General features: G+C 63.1%; 13 protein-coding genes. 6 read left to right on the top strand and 7 right to left on the bottom strand.

Annotated features, from left to right (window positions below; genetic code table 11):
• Positions 1-165 precede the first annotated feature (165 nt).
• The 3 genes from ACK59L_RS00915 (at position 166) to glgB (ending at position 7,782) form a co-directional block, all read left to right on the top strand.
• A complete protein-coding gene (locus ACK59L_RS00915) occupies positions 166-2,184 on the top strand; it encodes an alpha-1,4-glucan--maltose-1-phosphate maltosyltransferase (protein ID WP_409271279.1) in 2,019 nt (672 codons plus the stop codon).
• A gap of 70 nt (positions 2,185-2,254) precedes the next feature.
• Positions 2,255-5,575 (top strand): maltose alpha-D-glucosyltransferase, encoded by a 3,321-nt coding sequence (gene treS / locus ACK59L_RS00910; protein WP_409271277.1) that lies wholly within the window; start codon positions 2,255-2,257, stop codon positions 5,573-5,575.
• Positions 5,572-7,782: a 1,4-alpha-glucan branching protein GlgB gene (gene glgB / locus ACK59L_RS00905; protein ID WP_409271275.1), complete on the top strand. Its 2,211-nt coding sequence runs from the start codon at positions 5,572-5,574 to the stop codon at positions 7,780-7,782. The genes treS and glgB overlap by 4 nt, the downstream gene beginning before the upstream one ends.
• 215 nt (positions 7,783-7,997) lie before the next feature.
• Here glgB and glgX read toward each other — a convergent pair whose 3' ends face one another.
• From glgX to ACK59L_RS00870, 7 genes are all read right to left on the bottom strand, one after another.
• Positions 7,998-10,151 carry a glycogen debranching protein GlgX gene (gene glgX, locus ACK59L_RS00900; protein ID WP_144966764.1) on the bottom strand — a complete coding sequence of 718 codons (2,154 nt, stop codon included), beginning with the start codon at positions 10,149-10,151 and terminating at the stop codon, positions 7,998-8,000.
• Between the two features lie 128 nt (positions 10,152-10,279).
• On the bottom strand, positions 10,280-10,573 hold the full coding sequence (locus ACK59L_RS00895; protein ID WP_058605048.1) for a DUF2934 domain-containing protein: 294 nt from the start codon (positions 10,571-10,573) through the stop codon (positions 10,280-10,282).
• 16 nt (positions 10,574-10,589) lie between these two features.
• Entirely contained in the window at positions 10,590-13,364 is a 2,775-nt protein-coding gene (locus ACK59L_RS00890) for a malto-oligosyltrehalose synthase (RefSeq protein ID WP_409271272.1), read from the bottom strand.
• A complete protein-coding gene (malQ, locus tag ACK59L_RS00885) occupies positions 13,361-15,430 on the bottom strand; it encodes a 4-alpha-glucanotransferase (protein ID WP_409271270.1) in 2,070 nt (689 codons plus the stop codon). Before malQ ends, ACK59L_RS00890 begins: the two co-directional genes overlap by 4 nt.
• Entirely contained in the window at positions 15,427-17,169 is a 1,743-nt protein-coding gene (gene treZ, locus ACK59L_RS00880) for a malto-oligosyltrehalose trehalohydrolase (RefSeq protein WP_409271268.1), read from the bottom strand. The genes malQ and treZ overlap by 4 nt, the downstream gene beginning before the upstream one ends.
• A gap of 13 nt (positions 17,170-17,182) precedes the next feature.
• Positions 17,183-18,742 (bottom strand): glycogen synthase GlgA, encoded by a 1,560-nt coding sequence (glgA, locus tag ACK59L_RS00875; RefSeq protein WP_027916213.1) that lies wholly within the window; start codon positions 18,740-18,742, stop codon positions 17,183-17,185.
• A 491-nt stretch (positions 18,743-19,233) separates the two neighbouring features.
• Entirely contained in the window at positions 19,234-19,686 is a 453-nt protein-coding gene (locus tag ACK59L_RS00870; RefSeq protein ID WP_409271265.1) for an SgcJ/EcaC family oxidoreductase, read from the bottom strand.
• Positions 19,687-19,989: 303 nt separating this feature from the next.
• On the opposite strand from ACK59L_RS00870, the gene gnd reads away from it, so the two are divergent.
• The 3 genes from gnd (at position 19,990) to ACK59L_RS00855 (ending at position 24,363) form a co-directional block, all read left to right on the top strand.
• Entirely contained in the window at positions 19,990-20,973 is a 984-nt protein-coding gene (gene gnd / locus ACK59L_RS00865) for a phosphogluconate dehydrogenase (NAD(+)-dependent, decarboxylating) (RefSeq protein WP_058639578.1), read from the top strand.
• Positions 20,970-22,478 (top strand): glucose-6-phosphate dehydrogenase, encoded by a 1,509-nt coding sequence (gene zwf, locus ACK59L_RS00860; protein ID WP_409271263.1) that lies wholly within the window; start codon positions 20,970-20,972, stop codon positions 22,476-22,478. Before gnd ends, zwf begins: the two co-directional genes overlap by 4 nt.
• Positions 22,479-22,569: 91 nt before the next feature.
• Complete coding sequence (locus tag ACK59L_RS00855; protein ID WP_409271261.1) at positions 22,570-24,363, top strand: glycoside hydrolase family 15 protein; 1,794 nt, start codon at positions 22,570-22,572, stop codon at positions 24,361-24,363.
• Positions 24,364-24,485: the final 122 nt, after the last annotated feature.

Raw genomic sequence — 24,485 nt, 5'->3', positions numbered from 1 at the left:
CGTTTCCGGGGGCGTTGGGAGCGTCATGGCCATGCCTCGTGGGGTTGAGTGAACCTGTCCTGCAGCGTTCGACCGCTGGTGCTTCGAATCAATTCATTTTTGAACCCAGGCTCGGTCGCCGCGCTCTCAATCCTTACCGCCACCAGTCCCAGGGAGCAAGGCCTGATGTCTTTGAACGAGCCCTTCGAAAGCGTGCCCACGGCAAATGATCATCCGGACCAGGTCATCAGCCTGTCCCAGGCCTTGATGGCACCGCGTATCGCCATCGAGGACACCCAGCCGGTGCTAAATGGCGGCGCCTTTGCCGCCAAGGCCATCAGCAACCAGCCGGTTGCGGTCAGCACCAAGGTATTCACCGACGGCCACGACCGGATGGCTGTGGTGTTGAACTGGCGCCAGGCCGGTAGCCGACGCATTCATTGTGTGCCCATGACTTCGCCCGGCAATGACCTGTGGCTGGCAGAATTCACCCCGACCGAAATCGGGCCGCATGTGTTCAGCATCGAAGCCTGGATCGACCCGTATGCCACGTACTGCTACGACCTGGAGAAGAAGTTCAATGCCGGCGTCGGCGTAAAGCTTGAACTCGAGGAAGGGCGGTTGCTGCTGGGCAAGGGCATCGAATTGAGCAGCGGCGCCTTGCGCGAGCAATTACAGTCGCTGCAAACCACCTTACAGACGCTGCCTGAGGATGAACAAGTGGCCCTGCTGCTGGGCGCCGAGGCATCGCAGCTGATGGCCGCCGCCGAGCACCGCAGCTACCTGACCCGCAGTTGCGACTACCCGCTGGATGTGGACCGTCCGGCCGCGCAATTCGCCAGCTGGTATGAGCTGTTCCCCCGTTCGATCACCGATGATCCCCAGCGCCATGGCACCTTCAACGATGTGCACCAGCGCCTGCCGATGATTCGCGACATGGGCTTCGACGTGTTGTATTTCCCGCCCATTCACCCCATTGGCATGCAGCACAGAAAGGGCCGGAACAATTCGTTGCAGGCCCAGCCGGGGGACCCTGGCAGCCCCTACGCCATTGGCAGTGCCGACGGTGGGCACGATGCGATCCACCCCGAACTCGGCACGCGTGAAGATTTCCGTCGCCTGGTATCGGCGGCAGCCCAGCACGGTCTGGAAATCGCCCTGGACTTCGCCATCCAGTGCTCCCAGGACCATCCGTGGCTCCAGGAACATCCAGGCTGGTTCAGCTGGCGCCCGGACGGCACCATCCGCTATGCCGAGAACCCGCCGAAGAAATACCAGGACATCGTCAACGTCGACTTCTACGCGCCCGATGCCGTGCCTGGGCTGTGGATCGCCCTGCGTGATGTGATCATCGGTTGGGTGGAGGAGGGCGTGAAAACGTTCCGGGTAGACAACCCGCATACCAAACCCCTGCCGTTCTGGCAGTGGCTGATCGCCAATGTGCGCAGTCAATACCCGGACGTGTTGTTCCTGGCCGAGGCGTTCACCAAGCCCGCCATGATGGCCCGCTTGGGCAAGGTCGGCTATGCGCAGAGCTACACCTATTTCACCTGGCGCAACACCAAGCAGGAGCTGAGCGAGTATTTCGAAACGCTCAACCAGCCGCCGTGGAGCCAATGCTACCGGCCGAACTTCTTCGTCAACACGCCAGACATCAACCCGTTTTTCCTCCAGCAAAATGGCCGGGCCGGCTTCCTCATCCGGGCCGCACTGGCGACCATGGGGTCGGGCTTGTGGGGCATGTACTCGGGCTTCGAGCTGTGCGAAGCGGCAGGGCTGCCGGGCAAGGAAGAATACCTGGACTCGGAGAAGTACGAGATCCGCCCGCGTGACTTTACCCAACCGGGCAACATCATCGCCGAGATCGCCCAGCTCAACCGTATCCGCCGACAGAACCCGGCCCTGCAGAGCCATCTGGGCCTGACGCTGCTCAACTGCTGGAATGACAACATCCTCTATTTCGCAAAGCGCACCCCCGCCCGTGACAACTACATTCTCATCGCCGTGAGCCTGGACCCGCACAACGCCCAGGAAGCCCATTTCGAACTCCCGTTGTGGGAGCTTGGCCTTGATGACGGTGCCGAAACCCACGGGGAGGACCTGATGAATGGTCATCGCTGGTCGTGGTACGGCAAGACCCAGTTCATGCGCATCGAGCCTTGGCATCAGCCATTCGGTATCTGGCGAATCAGCAAAGTCAGCTGAGCGTGTCAGGGAGCGGGCGCGCCCGCTCTCTGACGGGTTTTTACCGATCAAGCATTCAGAGGAATGGTACATGGCCAAGCGTACCCGCCCGGCAGCCTTCATCGACGACCCGCTGTGGTACAAGGATGCGGTGATCTACCAGCTGCACATCAAGTCGTTCTTCGATGCCAACAACGACGGTATCGGTGACTTCGCCGGGTTGATCAGCAAGCTCGACTACATCGCTGAGCTGGGCGTAAACACCTTATGGCTGCTCCCGTTCTACCCCTCGCCCCGGCGCGACGACGGCTACGACATCGCCGAATACAAGGCGGTGCATCCGGACTATGGCACCCTCGCCGACGCCCGCCGCGTCATTGCCGAGGCGCACAAGCGCGGGCTGCGGGTAATCACCGAGCTGGTCATCAACCACACCAGCGACCAGCACCCGTGGTTTCAACGTGCCCGCCATGCCAAACGTGGCAGCAAGGCCCGTGACTTCTATGTGTGGTCCGATGACGACCACAAATACGACGGCACCCGCATCATCTTCCTCGATACCGAGAAATCCAACTGGACCTGGGACCCGGTGGCAGGCCAGTACTTCTGGCACCGGTTCTATTCCCATCAGCCGGACTTGAACTTCGACAATCCGCAGGTGCTCAAGGCCGTGATCGGCGTGATGCGCTTCTGGCTGGACCTGGGCGTCGATGGCTTGCGGCTCGACGCTATCCCGTACTTGATCGAGCGCGACGGCACCAACAACGAAAACCTGCCCGAAACCCATGGTGTGCTCAAGGCAATCCGGGCCGAGATCGATGCCAATTACCCTGACCGCATGCTGCTCGCCGAGGCCAACCAATGGCCGGAGGACACCCGCCCTTACTTCGGCGAAGGCGACGGGGACGAATGCCACATGGCGTTCCATTTTCCTCTGATGCCGCGCATGTACATGGCGCTTGCGATGGAAGATCGCTTCCCCATCACCGACATCCTGCGCCAGACCCCGGAGATTCCGGCCAACTGCCAGTGGGCCATCTTCCTGCGTAACCACGATGAGCTGACCCTGGAGATGGTCACCGACCGTGAGCGCGACTACCTCTGGAACTACTACGCCGAAGACCGCCGCGCCCGGATCAACCTCGGCATCCGCCGCCGCCTGGCGCCGCTGCTGCAGCGCGACCGGCGCAGGATCGAGCTGCTCACCAGTCTGCTGCTGTCCATGCCAGGTACACCGACGCTGTACTACGGCGATGAGCTGGGCATGGGCGACAACATCTACCTGGGTGATCGCGACGGTGTGCGTACGCCTATGCAGTGGTCGCCTGACCGCAACGGCGGCTTCTCCCGCGCCGACCCACAGCGGCTGGTGCTGCCACCGATCATGGACCCGCTCTACGGCTACCAGACGGTCAACGTCGAAGCGCAGAGCCACGATCCCCATTCACTGCTCAACTGGACCCGTCGCCTGCTCGCCGTGCGCAAGCAGCAGAAAGCCTTCGGCCGCGGCACGCTGCGCACCCTCACACCCAGCAACCGACGCATCCTTGCCTACATCCGGGAGTTCACCGATGCAGATGGCCACACCGAGGTCATTCTCTGTGTCGCCAACGTGTCCCGCGCAGCCCAGGCTGCGGAACTGGACTTGTCCCAATACGCCGATAAGGTCCCCGTGGAAATGATCGGGGGCAGCGCCTTCCCGCCCATCGGGCAGCTGCCGTTTCTGCTGACCTTGCCGCCTTATGGCTTTTACTGGTTCGTGCTGGCTGCCCACGATCGCATGCCCAGCTGGCATAACCAGCCTACCGAGGGGTTACCGGAATTGACTACATTAGTGCTACGCAAACGTCTGGAAGAGCTGCTCGAGTCGCCTTCACGCGACGCCCTGCAGTCCACCATCCTGCCCCAGTACCTGCCCAAGCGGCGTTGGTTCGCGGGCAAGGAAGGGCCTATTGATCAGGTCGACCTGAGCTATGGCGTGCGCATGACCACGGCCGGCACGCCGGTGCTGCTCAGTGAAATCGAGGTGATCAGCGACGGGGTGACAAGCCGCTATCAGCTGCCGTTCGGCCTGCTGCCCGAGGAGCAGATCAGTACCGCATTGCCGCAGCAGTTGGCCTTGTCGCGCGTGCGACGGGCCAATGAAGTGGGCCTGATCACCGATGCCTTTGTGCTTGAGCCGTTCATTCGCGCGGTGCTCAAGGCCTGTCAGGAAGGGCTGCGCTTGCCCTGTGGGAATGATCAGGGCGAGCTGCATTTCAATCACACCGAACAGTTGGCTGGCCTGGCACTGGGTGATGACAGCCCGGTGCGCTACTTGAGCGCCGAGCAGTCCAACAGTTCGGTAGTGGTGGGCGATTCGGTGGTGCTCAAGTTGATCCGGCGGGTCAACGCAGGCATTCATCCAGAGCTTGAAATGAGTGCTTATCTCACCGCAGCCGGCTTTGCCAACATCTCGCCGTTGCTGGCCTGGGTCAGCCGCGAGGATGCCCAAGGCGCACCGCACCTGTTGATGATCGCCCAAGGCTATCTGAGTAATCAGGGCGATGCCTGGGCCTGGTCCCAGAACACCCTGGAGCGCGCCATTCGCGACCAGATGCAGCCCTCCAGCAACGAAAGTGAACCGCATACCGACGCGGTCAACGAGCTGCGCGACTTCGCTTCCCTGCTCGGCCAGCGCCTGGGCGAGATGCACCTGATGCTCGCGGCACCTACCGATGACGAGGCTTTCGCGCCTTATCCGAGCAGTGCCGAAGACAGCGAGCGGTGGAGTGCACAGATCAGCACAGAGCTGACCCATGCGCTGGATCTGTTGGCGCAGCACCGTGACAAGCTCGACGCGGAAAGCCAGGCGTTGGTCGATGACTTGCAGCAGCAGCGCGACGGGCTCGCCCAGCGCGTGGCCGAACTGGCACAGCAGGCGCAGGGTGGCCTGTTGATGCGTGTGCATGGCGACCTTCACCTGGGCCAGGTGCTGGTGGTGCAAGGCGATGCCTACCTGATCGACTTCGAGGGGGAACCATCCCGGCCACTTGAAGAGCGCCGGGCCAAGCACAGCCCGTACAAAGATGTCAGCGGTGTGTTGCGCTCTTTCGACTATGCTGCTGCGATGATCCTGCGCAGCGCCTCTACCGTGGACCTTTCCGAGCCGGCGCGACAAGCTCGGCAGCGGGTGGCCCGACAGTACCTTCACCAGTCCCGGCATGCATTCATCGAGGCTTATGGCCTGGCCACCGCGGCCATGCCCCACGCCTGGGAACAAGCCGAAGGCGAGCGTGCGGCACTTGAGCTGTTCTGCCTGGAAAAAGCGGCATACGAAATAACTTATGAAGCCGAAAACCGTCCAAGCTGGCTGGCCGTGCCTTTGCATGGCCTGCATGGACTGATCAGTACCTGGGGAGAGTCAGAATGAACGTTTCAACGCGTGAAAACGGCGGTCTTGGCCAACGGGACCTGGATGCCCTGGCGCGCGCCGAGCACGCCGATCCTTTTGCGGTACTGGGGCCTCACACCGATCCAGCAGGGGGTATGACCATTCGTGCCTACCTGCCCAATGCCCTGGGCGCCCGCGTGCTGGCGCGCGACGACCAGCGCGTGCTGGCCGACATGCGGCCCGGCGCGATACCTGGCCTGTTCACCGCGCACCTGAACGAGGCGCTTCCCTATCAGTTGCACATCAACTGGGCCGGCGGTGAGCAAGTCACGGAAGACCCCTACAGCTTCGGCCCGCAGCTTGGCGACATCGACCTGCACCTGTTCGCCGAGGGCAATCACCGGGACCTGGCAGGGCGTTTCGGTGCCCAGCCGGCACAGGTCGACGGGGTGGACGGGGTGTGCTTCTCGGTATGGGCACCCAATGCGCGCCGGGTATCGGTGGTGGGTGAGTTCAACAACTGGGACGGTCGTCGGCACCCGATGCGCCTGCGCCACGGTGCCGGTGTCTGGGAGCTGTTCATTCCACGCCTGGGCGTGGGTGAAACCTACAAGTTCGAGGTGCTGGGCAAGGATGGGATCTTGCCGCTCAAAGCAGACCCATTGGCCCGTGCTACCGAATTGCCGCCCAGCACCGCTTCCAAGGTGGCCGGTGCGCTAGTCCATGAATGGCGCGACCAGCAGTGGATGGACGAGCGCGCCCAGCGCCACGCCTACAGCGCCCCCTTGTCGATCTACGAACTGCACCCCGGGTCCTGGCGCTGCGAACTGGACGAAGCTGGGGAGGTGGGGCGTTTCTACAATTGGCGTGAGTTGGCCGAGCGCCTGGTGCCCTACGTGCAGGAGCTGGGTTTCACCCATATCGAGCTGCTGCCGATCATGGAGCACCCCTTTGGCGGCTCGTGGGGCTACCAGCCCCTGTCGATGTTCGCCCCGACGTCGCGCTATGGCACGGCAGAGGACTTCGCCGCCTTCATCGACGCCTGCCACCAGGCCCGCATCGGCGTGATCCTGGACTGGGTGCCGGCGCATTTCCCCACGGACGAACATGGTCTGGCGCGCTTCGACGGCACGGCCCTCTACGAATACGACAACCCGTTCGAAGGCTATCACCAGGACTGGAACACGCTGATCTACAACCTCGGCCGTAACGAGGTGCGGGGCTTCATGATGGCCTCGGCGCTTCACTGGCTCAAACACTTCCACATCGACGGGCTGCGGGTAGATGCCGTGGCGTCGATGCTGTACCGCGACTACTCGCGCAAGGCCGGTGAATGGGTGCCCAACCGCCATGGCGGGCGTGAGAACCTCGAGGCCATCGACTTCATCCGCCACCTCAACGGCGTGGCGGCGCATGAAGCGCCGGGTGCCTTGATCATTGCCGAGGAATCGACGGCCTGGCCTGGCGTGAGCAAGCCAACCGAAGAAGGCGGCCTAGGTTTCCACTACAAGTGGAACATGGGCTGGATGCATGACTCGCTCAGCTACATCCAGAACGACCCTGTGCACCGTACTCATCACCATAACGAGATGAGCTTCAGCCTGGTATACGCCTACTCGGAGCACTTCATCCTGCCGATCTCCCATGACGAGGTGGTACACGGCAAGCGCTCGCTGATCGACAAGATGCCGGGCGATCGCTGGCAGAAGTTCGCCAACCTGCGTGCCTACCTGGCCTTCATGTGGATGCACCCGGGCAAGAAATTGCTGTTCATGGGCTGCGAGTTCGGCCAGTGGCGCGAATGGAACCACGACCACCAGCTGGACTGGTACCTGCTGCAGTATCCGGAGCACCAGGGTGTACAGCGCCTGGTGGGCGACCTGAACCGCCTGTACCGCGATGTGCCTGCCCTGCATGAGCAGGACTGCAAGCCCGAGGGCTTCCAGTGGCTGATCGGGGATGATGCGCAGAACAGCGTTTTCGCCTGGCTGCGGTGGAGCAGCGCGGGCGAGCCAGTGCTGGTGGTTGCCAACTTCACGCCCGTGGTGCGCGAGGGCTACCGCATCGGTGTGCCGTTCGGGGCGCAATGGCAGGAGCTGCTCAACAGCGATGCCGAAGCCTATGCGGGCTCCAATGTCGGCAACATGGGCGCGGTCGCCACGCAGCAGACCCCCTGCCATGGTCAGCCGTTGTCGCTGGCGCTGAACCTGCCTCCGCTGGCGATACTGGTGCTCAAGCCGGTCTGATCGTCAACCACCCGCGTGCAGTCTGGCCGCGGGTGGCTTTACTGCACTGGCCGGCCGTCATGGTCCGGTTGAAGGTCTAGAGCGTGCCTGCCGCAGGCTCAAGCGGTAACAGTCGAACCACCAGAAAAAATCCCGCCGGGCAATCCCTGTCTGAGATGGCCCGGCGGGTCTGTGACGACTACGTCACGCGTTGCGCGTGACGTATGCGCTTGCCATTACTCTTCGCTGTGCTGGAGCACCATCAGCGCCACCGAGCGCCCTGTCAGGTCAAACGAGCTGTCAAATGGCAGGTCTTCGGGTTTGCGCAATTGTGGCCGGTCTGTATCCATCACGCAGCTCCAGTGTTCGCCCTCTGGAACGCTGGGCAGTTTGAACGGCACGGTGTCGTGGTGGGCGTTGACGATCAGCAACACGGTGGACTCCGAACCTGGACGGGCAATGCCACTGACCTGCGCACGACCATCGATCAGCATGCCCAGGCAGCGACCGTTGGGGTCTTCCCACTGTTCAACGCTCATTTCGTTGCCATCCGGCGCCAGCCATGTCACGTCCTTGACGCCGATTGCCTCGTTGTAATCGCCCACCAGGAAGCTTGAGCGCCGCAGCACCGGATACTTCTGGCGCAGACGGGTCAGGCGCTTGACGAACGCCAGCAGTGCCTGGCCTTCTTCATCCAGATCCCAGTTCACCCAACCGATTTCGCTGTCCTGGCAATAGGCATTGTTGTTGCCATGCTGGGTGCGGCTGAATTCATCGCCGGCCACGATCATCGGCGTGCCCTGGGCAAACAGCAGGGTCGCGAAGAAGTTACGCATCTGGCGCATGCGCAAGGCGTTGATTTCCGCATCTTCGGTCGGGCCTTCGGCGCCGCAGTTCCAGGACAGGTTATTGCTGGTGCCGTCCTGGTTGTTCTCATCGTTGTCCTCGTTGTGCTTCTCGTTGTACGACACCAGGTCGCGCAAGGTGAAGCCGTCGTGGGCCGTGATGAAGTTGACCGACGAATACGGCCGGCGGCCGCGGTTGTTGAACATGTCGCCAGAGCCGGTCATGCGGGCGGCAAAGTCGGCCAGTTGGCCCTCGTCGCCCTTCCAGAAGGCGCGCACGGTGTCACGGAAACGGTCGTTCCACTCAGCCCAGCCCGGTGCGAAATTGCCCACCTGGTAGCCACCTGGGCCACAGTCCCATGGCTCGGCAATCAGCTTGACCTGCCGCAGCAGCGGGTCCTGCCGGCAGGCTACGAGGAAGCTGTGACGCTCACTGTAGCCGTCGTGGTAGCGACCCAGAATGGTCGCCAGGTCGAAGCGGAAGCCGTCGACATGCATCTCGCCTGCCCAGTAGCGCAGCGAATCGGTCACCAGTTGCAGGACGCACGGATGGCTCAGGTCCAAGGTGTTGCCGGTGCCCGAGTCGTTGATGTAGTAACGCTTCTGGTCGGGCATCAAGCGGTAGTACGACGCGTTGTCGATGCCGCGCATGGAGAGCGTGGGGCCCATCTCGTTGCCTTCGGCGGTGTGGTTGTAGACCACATCCAGGATCAGCTCCAGGCCCGCGTCGTGCAGGTGCGCCACCATCTCCTTGAATTCGGCGATCTTGCCGCTGGCCAGGTAGCTTGGGTGCGGTGCGAAGAACGCGATGGTGTTGTAGCCCCAATAGTTGTTCAGGCCCTTGTCGAGCAGGTGCTGGTCATTGACGAATGCATGGATGGGCAGCAGCTCGATGCTGGAGACGCCCAGGTCCTTGATGTGCTTGAGCAGCTCGTCGTTGGCAAGGCCTGCGAAGGTGCCTTGCAGGTTCTCAGGCACGGCCGGGTGGCGCTTGCTGATGCCCTTGGTGTGGGCCTCGTACACGACGGTCTGGTCCCAAGGGGTTTGGACACGGTTGTCCCGGCCCCAGGTGAACGCCGGGTCGATGACCTTGCACTTGGGCACGAAGGGGGCGCTGTCGCGCTCGTCGAACGACAGGTCACCGTCTGGGTGGCCAATGGTGTAGCCAAACAGCGCCTCGGACCATTTCAGCTCACCGACCAACTGCTTGGCGTAGGGATCGATCAGCAGTTTGTTGGGGTTGAAGCGGTGGCCGTTTTCAGGCTCGTAAGGGCCGTGCACGCGATAGCCGTAGATCAGGCCCGGGTGCGCGTCTGGCAGATAACCGTGATAGATCTCGTCGGTGTATTCAGGCAGCTCGATACGCTCGAGCTCTTTCTCGCCGGTGGCGTCGAATACGCACAGCTCGACCTTGGTGGCGTTCGCCGAGAAGATGGCGAAGTTCACGCCCAGGCCGTCCCAGGTGGCGCCGAGGGGGTAGGGTAAGCCTTCGCGAATGCGCGACGGTGCAACGGAGCGGGTTTTCTTTGCGGTGCGCGGGCTCATGGCAATCCTCGAATGGCCTTTGTCTGGAAAATAAGGTTGGGTACTGCAACGGCCCTGTCGTCATCAGGCCTGGCAACCGAGGTGCTCGGTGCCAGTGCGGCGCTGAAGACGGCAGGGCCGTGGATGGTTCAGCTAGCGGTCGGCTTTTTCGGTGCGCGTGGCTTCTTCGAAGCCGCAGGCTTCACCCCTGGCAATGCAGCGACTTTAGGGTCAGCTGGAGGCTTGGGTGCAGCAGCGGCCTTGGGCTTGGCAGGCGCCTTTGGCTTGGCGGGGGCCTTGGCTTTGGCCCCGGGGGCTTTGGCTTCGGCTTCTGCCAATTTGCGGGCCATGTCCCAGTGACGTTCTTCCTCGCCGTGTGGCTTACCTTCCGACTCCCAGATCTGGTAGGCAAACTCGCGTATGCGTTTATCATCGACACTCATATGACGCTCCTGAATGCTAGTTATCTTCGATCAACAGATTGACTGGAAAGTCCGACAGCACAGCACAAACCATCAACTCTCTTACAGGGCTGACAACGGCCCCACCGAAAAGTCCAGTCGAATTGGCAGGTGAGAAGTCGAACGGCAATACGACCCGGGTATCTTCCCAGTTCTGTGGGGGTACTTGAGGGCTCTGTGCCGCGCCCAGCAGACCGCTGGCCAAGCGCGGCGCGACGATCACGGCGCGTTGTGAGTCGCCCAGGCGGGCGAAGGCGACAACCTTGTCGGCATGGCGCCCCTTGACGGTCAACGGCAGGTAACGGCCCCGGCGGAACAGCTCCGGGTTGGCCATGCGGCAGTCGAGCACGCGGGCCACCAGCGCCTGCTTTACCCGGCCGTCATGCCAGTGGCTTAACAACGCGTCGAGCGGCGCGGCCTCTGCCAAGGTGCTGCGTCGAGCGGGATAGTCGACGGGCCGGCGGTTGTCTGGGTCCACCAGGCTGAAGTCCCAGTATTCGTTACCCTGATACAGATCAGGCACCCCTGGCACGGTCATGCGCATGAACGCCTGCACCAGGCTGTTGAGCGCACCCGGGCAACTGATCAGCTGCGCCGCCTCGGCGATGGAGGTGCGCAGGGGCAGGGCATCGGCCTCCAGCAGCAGGCCTTCGAGATAGCGAGCACAACCCTTTTCGTAGGCTTCGTTGGGGGCGTTCCAGCTGCTGCGCAGCTTGGCCTCGCGCAGTGCTTTCTGTTGCCACTGACCGACACGCTCGGCGTATTGCTTAAGGCCCTGGGCGTCGTCGACGGCCAGGCCCAACGGCCAGGTGCCCAACAGGGTCTGGAGCAGCAGCATTTCATCACCAGGGCTCGGCGCCAGCCCATCCTCGAGCGGTGTGCGCAATGGCGCTGCCAGCTCGCGCCAGTGCGCCATGCGGCTGGCCAGCCAGGGGCCGCGCTCGCTCAGCACAGCCAGACGGGCGCGCGTGTCTTCACCGCGCTTGTGGTCATGGGTGGCGGTGGCCAGCAGGTTATCCGGGAAGTCCCGCAGGCGTCGCTGAGCCTCGTTGTGGAAGTGTTCCAGCGGAGCGCTGAAGCGTTCGGCCTCAAAGCCCACATCGTTGCGCGAGAGCAACCTTGCGCTGCGGTAGAACGCGGTGTCTTCGACGGCCTTGGCCGCGCTGGGGGCCGTCAGCTGCTGGAAGCGTACGCAGGCGTGGCGCAGTTGCTTGCGGGTACGGCCAGGTGGCAGCTGGCGCCAACCTTCGCCGCCCAACCATTTTTCCAGTTGCTCGAGCAAGGGCCAGTCGGCCTCGCTCAGGTCCTGGCGCGCATCGGCCAGGGCCTGCTGGAAGAATGCCTCGTCCTCGGCCGGGCGGCCGCACGCATTGAAGTAGGTGCGGTAAACCGGGTAGTGCGCGACCAGTGCCTGCAGGGCGCGACGAATGGCACCCAAGGATAAATCGCGGGTCATCAGGTCGTTGCGCGCAACCTGCAGCAGGGCTTGCGCCACCGACTCGCAGTCACCTGCCAGGCTTGCGTTGAGCACCAGATGGCGCGCCAGGCGCACTTCTTCGGTGAACGCGGGGCGCTCGCTGACCGTCGACCACAGTTCGGTCAGCGGGGCCTCACCGGCCGGGTCGTGCTGCAACAGCGAGACCTGGTTCATGAACTCGTAGCCGGTGGTGCCATCGGTGAGCCAGTCGCGGTGCAGATGCTCATCGACACCGAGGATTTTCTCGACGTAGATGGGGAAGTGCTCCACGGCAGCGTCCAGTGGGCGGCTGGCCATCAGGCTGTCCACGCGTCGGCGCAGCTTGCGGCAATAACCGCGTGGGTCTGCCAGGCCGTCGATGTGGTCAATGCGCAGGCCATCGACCAGGCCGCGTTCAATCAACTCGAACAGCTTGGCGTGGGTGGCTTCGAACACCACCGGGCGCTCGACCCGCAAACCGCCCAGCTCATTGATGTCGAAAAAGCGCCGCCAGTTGATGTCGTCGGCAGCGGTGCGCCAGCTGGCCAGGCGGTAGGTCTGACGCTCGAGCAGCAGGTGCAGACGCTTGAAGCCGGCCTCGCTGCGGCTGTCGAATGCCACCAGGGCCGAGGCCAGGTCGGCGCCTTCGCGCACCCGACGGGCCAGTTCGGCTTGCAGCGGCGCGGCATCGTCAAGCGGGGTGGCGGACTCGCCGAGTGCGGTGAACTGTTCGGCCAGGCTGGTCAGGGTCGGGTCAGCGCTGAGCGCCAGCACCCAGCCGTAATCGACCGGGCAGATCGGGAAGCGGTGCTCATAGTGAGCGATTTGCAGTACCCCCTGGTCGGCGTCGAATTCCAGGGGGATCTGGCCTTCCTTCAGCGCTACACCGTAATCGCTGCCCAGGAACGGCAACAGCAGTTGGCCAGCGAGCAGCGGGTCGGTGGAGTGCCACTGGATATCGAAGAACTCCGCATACGGGCTGCGGCGCCCCCAGGCCAGCAGGCTCTGCCACCAGGGGTTGTCAGCGCCGCCAACGGCCATGTGGTTGGACACGGTGTCCACGATCAGGCCCATGCCGTGCTGGCGCAGCGCTTTGACCAGGCGTTCGAGCGCCGCTTCGCCGCCCAGTTCCGGGTTGACCTGGGTGGGATCGACGACGTCGTAGCCGTGGCGCGAACCTGCGCGGGCCTTGAGGATCGGCGAGGCGTACAGGTGGCTGATGCCCAGTTGAGCAAAGTACGGCACCAGCGGCAGGGCATGGTCCAGGGTAAAGTCGCTGTGGAACTGCAGGCGCAGGGTCGCGGTAAGCGGTTTCATCGGTCGCGCTCCCACGCCTGCTCGCGCGCTTGCGCCAGCACTTCCAGGCGCCGCGCGGCATTCTCGTCGTCAAGCATGTGGCTTGCCGCCTCGGCAAAGCGGCGGCGCCAGTTGGGATGCCCTTCGGTGGTACCGGGCATGTTCGGCTGTTCTTCCAGACCCAGCAGGTCTTCAAGCGGGACCAGCACCAGCGGAGCTTTGGTGTGGCCTACATAACCAATCGCGGCATCGATCACGGCAGTGTCGTCCTTCAGCGGGCCATAGTGGGATTCAAGCGTGCGGCGCAAGCCGTCGTGTTCTTTGCGGCGGTCATCGCGCCATTGCTGCTCGGTGGATTCATCAATCAAGCCCAGGCGCCGGCTCCATTCGACGTCGCGGTTTTTCAGCCAACCCGCCACGGTCGCCAGGTCATGGGTGCCGGTGGTCGCCAAGGCGTCGTCGGGCCACTGTAGCTGGGGGGTGAATTGGCCTGGGGAGGCCTGCTCGAAGGGCAGCACGCGCATACCCAGGATGTTTTTCTGCGCCAAGGCCTCGCGTAGACCGTCCGGTACCGTGCCCAGGTCTTCACCCAGGATGATTGCACCGTGGCGGCTGGCTTCGAGCGCCAGCAAGCGCAGCATGTCTTCGAGCGGGTAGTACAGGTAGGCGCCTTCATTGGGCTTGCAGCCGCGCGGGATCAGCCAGAGCCGTTGCAAGCCCATCACATGGTCGATGCGCAGGCCACCGGCGTGGGCAAGGTTCGCACGCAGCATCTCGATGAACGCGCGGTAGCCGTTGCGCTTGAGCCCTTCGGGCGAGAACCCGCAGATGCCCCAGTCCTGGCCCGAGCGATTGAGGATGTCAGGTGGCGCGCCAACGGTAAGGTTGGCCAGCAGTTCGTCCTGGCGGCTCCAGGCCTGGCTGCCAGCGCCATCGGCGCCAACGGCAAGGTCGGCAATCAGGCCCACTACCATGCCGCTGCCTTTGGCCGCCTCCTGGGCGCGCTGCAGGCTGCGCTCGGTCAGCCATTGGCAGAACGCGTGAAACTCCACCCTGGCCGGATAACTTTCGGCCAAGGCGCGGACTTCGGTCCCAAATGGGTCGCGCCACGCCTCTGGCCAGTTGCGCCAATCAGCGCCATGGCCTTTTCCGACCGCCTCGGCTTGCAGTACTTCAAAACGGCAATGGTGCTCCAGCGCCTCGCCTGCGGCTTGGCGATAGCTTTCGAAATCGGCGCGTTGCGGGTGATCGCCTTGGCTGAAGTGCTGGTAAAGCGCGTCCAGCAGCTTGTACCGGGCATCGGCTGCGCGCGGCCAGTCCACCAAAGGCTCTTGCTCGAGCGAGGTCAGGGTCTGCTCCAGGTGGCAGGCCTCGATAGCCAGGCGCACGGTGCGCTCACCCAGGATGGCCGCCGGGCTTGCGTAAAGCGTATTGAGCAGCAGCCTGCTCGACGGCGAGTAGGGGCTATAGTGCTGCTGATCGAAGGCCGACAAGGCATGGATAGGGCTGATCGCCACCGCATCGGCGCCCCGTTCAGCGGCGCTGCGCACCAGTTGCTCCAGGGCCATGCAGTCGCCGTAACCCCCATCGCCTGGGCGGCGCAGGCTGTAGAGCTGCGTCGACAAGCCCCAGCAGCGTGCGGGTGCCGCCTCGACCAGGTCATGCAACGATGGGCAACCGGACGGGGCGACGGCGAGCGTAAAGCGGTGCTGGGCCACCTCCAGTTGGTGATAGCCGACCGGCAAATCACCTGGCAGGTGGGCCTGGGCATCGAGCTGTAAGTCGATGCTGCTGCCATCTTCCAACTGGCCGCGCACGCCGGCCTGCCCTGGGAAATACCGCGAGAGGTCGAGCGGCTTGCCCTGGTCGGCAGTGAGCAGCGGCGGAACGTGTTGTGCGTCGTCGCTGCGTTCGAGCTTGGACAGGCTGTCCTGCAATTGCGCCTCGTCGCTAGCCCTATGGCCAAGGGCTTCGAGCAGTTTGCGCAGTACCTCATCGGTCACTTGCTGTGGTTTGTTGTTGGCATCCACCCAGTCGCGGGCAAGGCCCGCGCGCTGAGCGAGCCGGTGAAGCAGGGAATCGCTCATTGCATCTCCTGGTCTGGGGGTAGCAGGGTGACCACGCAGCTGTAGGGCGAAAGCGTCGAGCCGGCGTGCGCCTTGTCGCCGCTGTCGAAAAGGCAGCTGCCGACAGGCGCAGCCTCCAAGTTCAGAGACTGGTCGCCTAGGTTCAGGTCGATGCGCAATGTACTGCCATCGCCCAGCTGCCAGCGTGCAGTCAGCGCCTTGTCAGCCAACACTTCGGCGCCCAGGGGGCGGGTACCGGGCAGGCGTGGGACCAAGTGCTGACGGCGCGTCGTGAGCAGCTGCTGGTACAGCCCATGCCAGCCGGCAATCACGTCCTGCGGGTCAGGCCTGGAGGCGTGGAAGGTTTGCTCGGCGTTGGGGTCGGGTATACGCGCGCGCTTTTCGGGGTCGGCAAAGGCGGCAAAATGTTCGAACTCACCGCGCCGGCCTTCGCGCACCGCATCGGCGAGCTCATCATGAAAATCGGTGAAGAACAGGAAGGGTGCACGGCTACCGTCGTCATCGCCCATGAACAGCAAGGGAATCATGGGGCTTAGCAGCAACAGCCCGGTTGCTGCGCGCAGGGCCGCAGGCGAAGTCAGCCGGGTCAGGCGCTCGCCCATGGCGCGGTTGCCGATCTGATCGTGGTTCTGCAAAAACAGCACGAAGGCGCTGGGCGGAAGGTGGCCGCTGGGTTCGCCGCGTGGTTCGCCGTGGCGGTTGGGCTGGCCCTGGAACACGAAGCCCTCGCCAAGGCAGCGCGCCAGCTTGCCGATGGGGTCGTCCTTGTAGTCTTCGTAGTAACCCTCGGTTTCATCAGTCAGCAACACGTGCAGCGCGTTGTGGCCATCATCGTTCCACTGCGCGTCGAAGCCTTGTTCGAGCAAGAAAGCCTGGTTGTGTTCGTTTTCCAGCACCAACCAGACGTGTCGGCCCGGCTCGACGGCCTCGCGCACACGCTGGGCCAGCTCCTTGAGGAAGTCTGGCTGGTTGATGGCATGTACCGCATCGAGTCGCAGGCCATCGATGCGGTAGTCGCATATCCACATCAGCGCGTTCTGGATGAAAAATTCGCGCACTTCAGGCCGCCGGAAGTCGATGGCGGCGCCCCACGGGGTGTGGCGGTCTTCTCGGAAGAACGAACTGGCGTACTCATGCAGGAAGTTGCCATCCGGGCCGAAGTGGTTGTAGACCACATCGAGCATCACCATCAGCCCGTGGCCGTGTGCCTGGTCCACCAGGCTGCACAGTTGCTCGGGGGTCCCGTAGTTGTGCTGCGCCGCATAGGGCAGTACGCCGTCGTAGCCCCAGTTGCGGGTACCTGGAAATTGGCTGATCGGCATCAGTTCGATGGCGGTAATGCCGGTCGAGGCGATGCGTGGCAAATGGCTCGCCACATCTTCATAGCCACCCAGGACGCCCACATGCAGCTCCTGGATCACCGCCTCGTGCCAGGGGCGGCCTTGCCAGGGATGCTGCCAGGTGTAACCGGCCAGGTCCACGACCTGGCTGGGGCCATGAACGCCTTCGGGTTGGAAGCGCGATGCAGGGTCAGCGACGCGAAGCTCGCCATTGATGCAGTAGCGGTACAAGTCCCCTGGCTTGGCAGGGGCGGTGCCGGTGAACCAGCCATCGGCCTCGGGGGCGAGGGCGACGGCTTCCTGGTGTTGCAATTCCACACTCACGCTGCGCGCGTCGGGTGCCCAGAGGGCGAAGCGCGCCGACGTGGCGTCCTCTAAATGTGCGCCATGCCTTTGCATCTTCGACCTCTCTTCAGTAATGAGCCAGCTGGGCTTGCTTGACCAGGTCTTCGTACAGGCGTGCGTAGGGTTCCACTGCCTGGCACCAGTTGAATGGCTGAGTCATGGACAGGCAGCGCATGGCATTTAGCAGGTCTTTTTTCTGGTAGATGTAGAACGCCCGGCTGAGCGCCTCGCGGTAGCTTTCCACCGTCGATTCGTCGAACAGGAAGCCTGTAACGCCGTTCTCGATGGTGTCGGCCAGCCCGCCGGTCTTGCGCGCAACGGGCAGCGAGCCGAAACGCTGGGCGTACATCTGGCTCAGGCCACAGGGCTCGTAGCGCGAAGGCATCAACAGGAAGTCGCTGCCGGCGAACATGCGGCGTGCATCGGTTTCGTTGAAGCCGATGCGCACACCAACGCGGCCGGGATGACGCAGGGCCAGTTCGCGCATGGCCTGCTCTTCCTCGGGTTCGCCGCGGCCGATGATTGCAATTTGGCCGCCTTGCTCGACGATGTACTCGGCAACGCCCAGGGTCAGGTCCAGGCCTTTCTGGTAGACCAGGCGCGAGACCACAGCAAACAGCGGCCCCTCGGAAGGGTCCAGCTGGAACAGCTCGCGCACCGCCTGGGCATTACGCGCCTTGCCCTCCCAGTCGTTGATGCTGAAATTGTGCTGCAGGTGCTTGTCGGTCGCCGCATCCCAGCTTTCGTCGATACCGTTGGGAATGCCGCCCAACAGCCCTTGTTGCGCCTTGCTGGCCAGGAAACCGTCCAGGCCGCAGCCGAATTCGGGCGTGGTGATTTCCTGGGCGTAGGTGGCACTGACCGTGGTGATGTGGCTGGAGTAGGCCAGGCCAGCTTTCAGGAAGGAGAGCTTGCCGTAGAACTCCATGCCTTCCTGCTGCATGGCATGGTCGGGGATGGCCAGCTCCGGGCTGCAGCCACGGCTGTAGACGCCTTGGTACGCCAGGTTGTGGATGGTGAACAGGGTCGGGGTACTCAAGCCGCGCCAGTGCATGTACGCAGGGGCCAGGCCCGCTGGCCAGTCATGGGCATGCACCATCTCCGGTTTCCAGTGGATCATGCCTTCACCGGCTGCGATTTCTGCAGCCGCCAGGCCCAGGCGGGCGAAACGGATATGGTTGTCCGGCCAGTCGCGACCGTTTTCTGCTGCGTAGGGCGTGCCAGGGCGCTGGTAGAGCTCCGGGCAGATCAACACGTAGATCACCAGGCCGTCGGGCAAGTCCATCCGGCCAATCTTGCAAGGTGGCAAGGCCGCGTGGCCGCCCAGCTCCCCGACGATGTGGATGGGGTTGTCGCTTTCAACGACCTGTGGGTAGCCCGGGATCAGCACACGCACGTCGTGCAGGTGCGCCAGCGCGCGAGGCAGCGCAGCGGAGACGTCGCCCAAGCCACCGGTCTTCACCAGGTCGGCGATTTCCGAGGTGACGAAAAGGATCTTGCGTTTGTTCGGGTTGTTCTGGCGCTGAGCGCCAGGTGCCTTGCCTGTCTTGGCGAGCTCCGGGATGAGCGGTTCGCGATGTTCCGAGGTAAAGGTAGCTACTTGAGTCGCGACAGCGGCACTGATCATTGTTTCTCTCCGTCCCTAAGCTTGGCCGGGCACTGATAAACCGCGGCGGTCTTTCGTGTTGATTCTCTCTTTGCAAATTCTGCGTACTGCAATCCTTGCCCCCGAGTCGTGCGCACAGGCACAGCGCATTCGGCATTCCGGCCAAAAGGCGATTGGACTGGTTGGGGTGGGCGGGCCGTGCGTGGGAATAACCCATTTCATCTGGCCTGCTTAATTCCTGACCTGCCGGCTTTGCTTAAAGTTCGACTTTTTTTCAGCTGCTCTTCCAATGAGCAAATGGCGGGCCGAAACCTGAGTGTAGAAGGAAAATATTACAAACGTGACTTATTGGTCACGGTAGGCGGACCGGCATCCTAGATGCGGTCATCAGAGCGCAGCGAGGCCAGTGCTGGACCGATCAACCTCGCTAGCGAAGGGGGGTATGACAAACAGCCTTTGAGGATGCGTGAACACGTCACGCACCAGATCAGTGCAGCTGGGGCGCGGCGTGCTCAGGGCATGAGCGAAGAGTGGTGGTGAGCGATCAGCCAGGCGCCTGCGTAACGCTGGTAGGTGAAGGTATAGCGCGCCTGCACCTGTGTTGCGTCAGTCGCCATGTCGAAGGTGTAGATGCCTGTCAGGGTAGCGGTGTTGCATCCGGGTTGCAGAACATGAGTTTCAAGCGTTCCGCTCGGCCGATTGGCCAGGAAGTGCTGGAAGTAGTCGACACGTTCCTCACGGGTCAAACGAGGCGTGGCCGATAACGTAGGTAGCAGGACAGCATTGTCGCTGTACAGATCGGCGACACGTTCGGCCTGGCCGGTCTGGAGCGCGTCATTCCAGCGATCGAACAAGCCCAGCGCGTCTTGCTCGGCCAGCGTACTGCAGGTTACTGCGTCACTGGCATTGACGTGTGCGCTGGTTGCCAGTGCCAGGGTGATCAAAAGAATGCGGGTCATAGGCATGGGGTTAATCCTCACGTGCAGACCAGGAGCGGCCTGATACGCGAGCAAAAGTAGGTCTTGCGGGAATCGTTTTTCGAGATGCATTGCTCGCCAAGGTTTGAGAGTTTTTTCCTGCATGCAATCGTCACGATCCTGGGTGCGGCGTTTGGAAAGCGGCTGGGTCACGTTCAACCTCCAACCGCGTGCGCATCGTTGATCGAGTTGTTACCGTTGGTCGCTGAACCCTCATTCAGTCCGCTGGACTAATCTGCGAGACCTAAACGTTTTCATTCATTCGGCATTTGGCAAGGGGAGCACCTGCTCATGCAATTGGGAATCGTCGGGCTGGGCCGCATGGGCGGCAACATTGCAAGGCGGCTTATGCTCGCCGGCCACCACACGGTGGTGCACGATCGCAACGCACAAGCGATCACCGCCCTTGAGGGCGAAGGCAGCGTGGGGGCGGCTGACCTGGCCGCACTGGTCGAGAAACTCCAGGCGCCTCGTGCCGTCTGGGTGATGCTTCCCGCCGGGGCGCCTACCGAGCAGACCATTGCCCAGTTGGCTGACTTGCTGGAACCTGGCGACTCGATCATCGATGGCGGCAACACCTTTTACAAAGACGATATGCGCCGCGCTGCAGAACTGGCTCAGCGTGGGCTTCACTACCTGGATGTCGGCACCTCTGGCGGGGTATGGGGGCTGGAACGCGGGTACTGCATGATGATCGGCGGGGAAAAGGACGTGTTCGAACGTCTTGAGCCACTGTTTGCAGCACTCGCCCCCGGTGTCGGGGATATCCCACGCACCCACGGGCGCACCGGTGAACACCAGCGCGCCGAGCATGGCTATATCCACGCCGGCCCGCCGGGCGCTGGGCATTACGTGAAGATGGTGCACAACGGTATCGAATACGGCTTGATGCAGGCTTACGCCGAAGGCTTCGACCTGCTGCGCAGCAAAGGCGGTGCCGAGCTGCCTGAGGACCAGCGCTTTGACCTGAACGTGGCCGAGATCGCCGAGGTGTGGCGCCGTGGCAGCGTGGTCACGTCCTGGCTGCTGGACCTGACCGCCGACGCGCTGGTGGCCGACCCGCAGTTGGCTCAGTTCAGCGGCTCGGTGTCCGATAGCGGGGAAGGGCGCTGGACCATCGATGCGGCCGTCGAGCAGGCGGTGCCGGTTCCGGTGCTGTCCAGTGCACTGTTCGCGCGTTTTCGTTCGCGACAGCAACAAGGCACTTATGGCGACAAGATTCTCTCGGCCATGCGCCTTGGGTTCGGTGGACACGTCGAGAAGAAACCTGAATGAGCAAAAAACCGGCAACGCCTGCTGCTCCACCCTGCACGTTGTTCCTGTTCGGCGCCAATGGCGACCTGGTCAAGCGCCTGCTGATGCCCGCACTCTATAACCTCAGCCGCGACGGCCTGCTCGATAAAGACCTGCGCATCGTGGGTGTCGACCACAACGCGGTCAGCGCCGAGGCATTTGCTGAACGTTTGCACGCGTTCATGGCCGAGCGTGACAAAGGCGGCGAGGGTGCCCCGGCGAACCTGGACGAAAAGCTCTGGGCCAGCCTTGCCAAGCGCCTGGACTACCAGACCGGGGACTTTCTCGACGCTGCGACTTATGAGGCTATTGCCAAGCGCATCGACAAGACCAGCCATGGCAACGCGATTTTCTACCTGGCGACGTCTCCACGGTTTTTCCCAGAAGTGGCCAAGCGCCTCGGGGAGGCTGGGTTGCTGGACGAGTCGGGCGGCGGGTTTCGCCGGGTGGTCATCGAGAAGCCGTTCGGCCACGACCTTGCCAGCGCCGAGGCGCTCAACGCTTGTCTGCTGAACGTGATGGGCGAGCGTCAGATCTACCGGATCGACCATTTCCTGGGCAAGGAGACCGTCCAGAACATCCTGGTCAGCCGTTTCTCCAATGGTCTGTTCGAGTCGTTCTGGAACAATCACTACATCGACCATGTGCAGATCACCGCCGCTGAAACCGTAGGGGTCGAAACCCGCGGTGCGTTCTATGACAGCACCGGTGCAATGCGCGACATGGTGCCCAACCATCTGTTCCAGCTGCTGGCGATGGTGGCCATGGAGCCGCCTGCGGCGTTTGCCGCTGACGCGGTTCGCGGGGAGAAGGCCAAGGTGATCGGCGCGATCCGCCCGTGGTCGACCAAGATGGCGTTGAAGAACTCGGTTCGGGGCCAGTACGTAGCCGGCACCCTGGATGGGAAGAACGTGCCGGGATACCGTCAGGAAACCAAGGTGGAGCCTGACAGCCAGACCGAAACGTTCGTGGCCATGAAGATCATGATCGATAACTGGCGCTGGGCAGGCGTGCCCTTTTACCTGCGCACCGGAAAGCGCATGAGCGTGCGCGATACGGAAATCGCCATCTGCTTCAAGCCGGCGCCGTACGCCCAGTTCCGTGAGTCCGCGCTGCAAAGGCCCAAGCCCAATTACCTGAAGATTCAGATCCAGCCCAATGAAGGCATGTGGTTCGACCTGCAGGCCAAACGGCCAGGGCCGGAGCTTGTCATGGAGAATGTAGAGCTTGGGTTTGCCTACAAGGATTTTTTCAAGATGACCCCGGCCACCGGCTACGAGACCTTGATCTACGACTGCCTGACGGGCGACCAGACCTTGTTCCAGCGTGCCGACAACATCGAGAACGGCTGGCGCGCCGTCCAGCCGTTTCTCGATGCCTGGGCCGAAGGCGGGGAAGTGCATGACTACGAGGCCGGCCAGGATGGCCCGCAGGCGGGCGACGAACTGCTGGCTCGGGACAAGCGCGAGTGGCACCGGCTGGGTTGATAGCGCACCGTTTTGATCCGATCGCGTGGTGCCGGGCCTGTCGGTGAAGGCAGGTTCGGCACAATGGACGCACTGAATTTCTGGAGTCTCGATGCCTGCCCATATTGAAGATTATGCCCTGCTGGGCAATTGCCGCAGCGCAGCCCTGGTCAGCAGCGACGGCTCGCTCGACTGGCTGTGCCTGCCGCGTTTCGATGCGCCAGCTGTATTCGCGGCCTTGCTGGGCAACGAGGAAAATGGCCGTTGGCGCCTGGCGCCTTCGGACCCTGTGATAGAGCGCAGCCGGCGCTACCTGGACGACACGCTGGTGCTTGAAACCGTCTGGGTCACGGCCTCGGGAAAGGCGCGGGTGCTGGACTTCATGCCCTTGGGTGACGAGAACGCAGTGGTGCGCATCGTCGAAGGCCTTTCGGGGCAGACCACGTTCGAAATGGACCTGGTGATGCGCTTTGACTACGGGCGCAGCGTCCCTTGGGTGGAGCGGCTCGACCCGCTGACCCTCAGCGCGGTGGCAGGCCCGGACCGCTTGATCCTGTCCTCGACCGTGGCGCCCCATGCCCGCGATCACCACACGGTGGCGCGTGTGCGGGTAGGCGAGGGCGAGCGGCACGTGTTCAGCTTGCGTCATCACCCGTCCCACCTGCCGGTGCCCGCCGAACAGGACATCGATGCCTGCCTCAAGGCCACCGTGGATCAGTGGCAGGTCTTCGCAGCCAAGTGCCCCGACGTGGGACCGTACACGGCCCTGGTGCGGCGCTCGTTGCTGGTGCTCAAGGCCATGACCTATGCCCCCACGGGCGGGATTGTGGCGGCAGTGACGACTTCGTTGCCTGAGCGCGTGGGCGGTGAGCGTAATTGGGACTACCGCTTCTGCTGGCTGCGCGATGCCACCATGACCTTGCTGGCCTTCATGAACCTGGGCTACTTCGAAGAAGCCCAGGCCTGGCGCGAATGGCTGTTGCGTTCGGTGGCGGGCAACCCGGAGCAGATGCAGATCATGTACGGCTTGGCCGGTGAGCGTGATCTTCAGGAATACACCTTGCCCTGGCTGGCCGGCTACGAGCACTCCCAGCCGGTGCGGGTGGGCAACGCAGCCGCCGCGCAGACCCAGCTGGACATTTACGGTGAGCTGGCTGACGCCATGAGCCAGGCCATCCGCGGCGGTCTGCCCAGGCACCCGCGCAGCGCGGCCATTAGCCGGGTGATCATGCCGTACCTGGAAAGCATCTGGCGTGAACCTGATGAAGGCATCTGGGAAGTGCGCGGTGGTCGGCAGCACTTCGTGCACTCCAAGGTCATGGCCTGGGTGGCGTTCGACCGTGCTGCAGGGCTTGCCGACACCACCGAGGAGGACCGTGAACGGGGCCTTCACTACCGGCAGGTCGCTGATCAGATCCGCCGCGAAGTGTGCGAGCAGGGCCTCGATGCCCAGGGCCAGCACTTTGTGCAGGCCTATGGTTCTTCAGAGATGGATGCCAGCCTGCTGCACATCGCGCTGACCGGCTTTCTGCCGGCCCATGACCCGCGCTTTCTGCGCACCCTGGCCCAGATCGAAAAACGCCTGCTGCACAACGGCCTGTTGCTGCGCTACGACACCGACAGCTGTACCGATGGCCTGACGGCAGGCGAGGGTACGTTCCTGGTGTGCTCCTTCTGGCTGGCCGACGTGTACGTGCTGCTGGGGCGCCAGGACGAAGCGCATGCGCTGTATCAGCGGCTGACAGACCTGTGCAACGATGTGGGCCTGTTGGCCGAGCAGTACGACCCGGTAGGCAAGCGCATGCTGGGTAACTTCCCGCAGGCGTTCAGTCACATCGGCATCATCAATACCGCGCTCAACCTGCACCGTGCGCAGTGCCCTGCGCGTGTGCGCGCCAGTGCCTGAAGCTTGGCAGCCGGCGCTTGCGCCGGCTGATGGTTTCGCTGCGCAAGCGGAGTAGACTACGGGACATTTGCGAGAGTACGGAGCAACCATGGGCATTGGCGGTATGGATTGGCAGATCGACA

It is taken from the genome of Pseudomonas sp. KCJK9111, assembly GCF_046231935.1.
Classification (GTDB): domain Bacteria; phylum Pseudomonadota; class Gammaproteobacteria; order Pseudomonadales; family Pseudomonadaceae; genus Aquipseudomonas; species Aquipseudomonas parafulva_B.
The sequence above is the reverse complement of the archived record's forward strand: the minus strand, read 5'-3'. Positions and strand labels throughout refer to the sequence as shown.